Consider the following 3,308-nt stretch of genomic DNA (forward strand, 5'->3'; position numbering starts at 1 on the left):
ACGTCACCCAGCCGCGCACCGCACCATCGAACCAGATCGGCTCATCGCCAATGACATCGGCATCGTCGGCATCGACGATAAAAGCGCGCAGGCGCAATTTGCCGCCCTGCCTGCGCTCGGCCAGCGCCGCGGCCTTGCCTATGAAATCGGCGTCCTTGCCGTAAGCAACGAAGCGGTCGAGCCCCGCTTCCAGCGGCCCGTAGATCGGCCGGTACTCGCGCCCCCATGAGCCGTAATTCTTGTCCAGCCGCAGCGCATTGAGCGCGCGCGAGCCGAACAGGCCGATGCCGAATTCCCCGCCCGCCGCCATCAGCGCTTGATAGGCGACGCGCTGGTATTCCGGCGCCACCCAGATCTCGTAGCCGAGATCGCCGGTATAGCTCACACGGCCGACCAGGCACGGCGCCATGCCGATATCCATCCGGCCAATGGCCATGAAGGAAAAGGCCGCGTTGGAGACATCCGAGCGCGTCGCCTTTGCCAGCACATCCCGCGCCTTCGGGCCGGCGATCGACAGACCGGTGAGCTTCGCGCCCAGCGACTCGATGCGGACCGATCCATCGTCAGGCAGGTGCTTCTCGAACCAGCGCATATGGTATTGCTCGGCGATGCCGGAGCCGGCGAGGAACCAGCCCTCACTTCCGAGATTGGCGAGGGTGAAATCGCCGATCAGTCTGCCGTCTTCCTTCAGCATCGGCGCCAGCGTCATGCGGCCGGGCTTGGGCAGTTTGCAGGCAAGCATCCGGTCGAGCCAGGCGGCCGCTCCCTCACCCGTCACCTTGTATTTGGCGAAGCTCGAAATCTCCGACAGGCCGACACCGTCGCGAACTGTGGCGACCTCCTTGGCGACCTGCGTGAAATCGCTCGAGCGGCGCCAGGAGAATTCGTCCTTGACGCCTTCCGGCGCGTACCACAGCGGCACTTCCAGCCCATAGGCAACGCCCCATTGCGCACCCTTGGCCGACAGCAGGTCGTAGACCGGCGTCGTCTTCAGCGGCCGCCCGGCGGGCAGCTCCTCATTGGGGAAGCGGATCGAAAAGCGCCTGGAATAATTCTCGCGCACCTTGGCGTTGGTATAGGCCATCGTCGCCCAGTCGCCGTAGCGCGCGACATCCATCGCCCAGATGTCGGCGCCGGGATCGCCCTCGATCATCCAGTTCGACAAAGCGAGGCCGACGCCGCCGCCTTGCGAAAACCCGGCCATGACACCGCAGGCGACCCAGAAGCCCGGCAGCCCGCGCACCGGCCCGACCAATGGGTTGCCGTCGGGCGCGAAGGTGAAAGGCCCGTTGATGATCTGCTTGATGCCCGTGTTCTGGAAGGCCGGGAAATGGCGGAAGCCGACCTCAAGCGACGGCGCGATGCGGTCGATGTCGGGCGCCAGCAATTCATGGCCGAAATTCCATGGCGTCTGGTATTCGGACCATGGCTTGTTGGCCTTTTCGTAAGTGCCCATCAGCATGCCGCCGCGCTCCTGGCGCAGGTAAAGCTCGCCGTCGAAGTCGACCGCGTGGATGATCTCGGTGCCGGTCTTGGCGTTCCAGGCGGCGACCTCCGGCATATCCTCGGTGATCAGGTACATGTGCTCCATGGCCAGCACCGGCAGTTCGAGGCCGACCATGCGGCCGACCTCGCGCGCCCACAGGCCGCCGGCGTTGACGACATGCTCGGCCACCACCTCGCCCTTGTTGGTGATGACCCGCCACAGTCCGTCAGGGCGCCGCACGATGTCCTCGACCTTGGTGAAACGCTCCACTTCCGCCCCAAGTTTCCGCGCGGCCTTGGCATAGGCGTGGGTGACGCCGGAGGGATCGAGATGGCCGTCCTCTTTGTTCCTGACCGCGCCGACGAACTGCTTGGGATCGAGCAGCGGCATCAGTTCGGCCGCTTCGTTGGGCGAGATCTCCTCGAGCTCGATGCCGAGATAGCGGCCCTTGGCGACGACGCCGCGCAGCCAGTCGAGCCGCGCCTCGGTCGCTGCCAGAAGCACGCCACCGGTCAGATGCACGCCGGTCGCCTGGCCGGAAAGCTCCTCGATCTCCTTGTAGAGATTGATCGTGTATTTCTGCAGCTTGGCGACGTTGGGGTCGCCATTGATGGTGTGCATGCCCCCGGCCGCGTGCCAGGTCGAGCCTGAGGTCAGCTCGTCGCGCTCGAGCAGGACAACATCGGTCCAGCCGTGGCGGGCGAGATGGAACAACACGGAGCATCCGACGACGCCACCGCCAATGACCACGACCTTTGCATGCGATTTCATGGATTTTTTCTCTGATATCAGTGAGTTGAATGGGTGAATGGATTCAAGCTGGGAACGATCACGGCTCGCCCTGCCCGATCGCTTCCTTGCGCCTGGCCATGTAAGCCTCTAGCGCCTCGCGCACGGCGATATCCATCACCGGCTCGACATAGTCCTCCCGCGCTTTCTTCCACAGCCGCGTTGCGCGTGCCGTGGCGTCGAGGCCGCCGGCTTCCTGCCAGGCTTCGTAATTCTGCCAGTTGGACAGCATCGGCTGGTAGAAGGCAGTGGCGTAGCGCTCCAGCGTGTGCGGCTCGCCGAAGAAATGCCCACCGGTTGGCACCGCACCCAAAGCCTCGACGGCGAGTTCCGCCTCATTGACTTCGATCGGGCGCAAGAACTCCATCATATGCTGGATCATCTCGACATCGATGATGAGTTTTTCGAACGACGCCGTCAGCCCGCCCTCCTGCCAGCCGGCGGCGTGGTAGACGAGGTTGCCGTGGCCGAGCACCGCCCCCCACAGTGCCATCAGCGTCTCATAGGCGCCCTGCGCGTCGGCGGCATTGGAAGCCGAGCCCGGCGTCGTGCGGTAGGGCAGCCCGTAGCGCCGCGCCAGTTGCCCTGACGCAATGTTGGCCTTGGTGTTCTCGGGCGTGCCGAAGGCCGGCGCGCCCGACTTCATGTCGACATTGGAGGTGAAGGCGCCATACATGACCGGCGCGCCCGGACGGACAAGCTGCGTCAGCACGACGCCGAACAGCGCCTCGGCATTCTGCTGCGCCAGCGCCCCGGCCAGCGTCACCGGGCTCATCGCCCCCATCAGCGTGAACGGCGTCACCGCCACCGACTGGCCGAACTCGGCCATGGTCATCAGGCCTTCGGCCATCATCTCGTCGAAGCGGCGCGGGGAGTTGACCGAGATGATGGTGGTGATACCGGGATCGTCGCGCATCTGGTCGAGCGTCAGCCCACGCGAAATCGCCATCATCTCGATGCCGTCCAATGCCCTGCCCCGGCCGATCGCCGAGACATGGAAACTCTTGTCGGTCAGCGTCAGATTGGTGAAATA

The 3,308-nt window shown here is 64.8% G+C and carries 2 protein-coding genes; both read right to left on the bottom strand.

The window, feature by feature from the left end:
• The coding region (locus tag ENZ74_RS26370) for an FAD-dependent oxidoreductase (protein ID WP_164761222.1) at window positions 1-2,257 on the bottom strand (2,257 nt) is incomplete at its 3' end.
• Window positions 2,258-2,315: 58 nt separating this feature from the next.
• Window positions 2,316-3,308: trimethylamine methyltransferase family protein (locus ENZ74_RS26375; RefSeq protein ID WP_164761223.1), on the bottom strand; the 993-nt coding region annotated here is incomplete at its 5' end.

The organism is Mesorhizobium sp. M7A.F.Ca.CA.002.15.2.1 (assembly GCF_003998715.1).
In the GTDB taxonomy this organism is placed as follows: domain Bacteria; phylum Pseudomonadota; class Alphaproteobacteria; order Rhizobiales; family Rhizobiaceae; genus Mesorhizobium; species Mesorhizobium ciceri.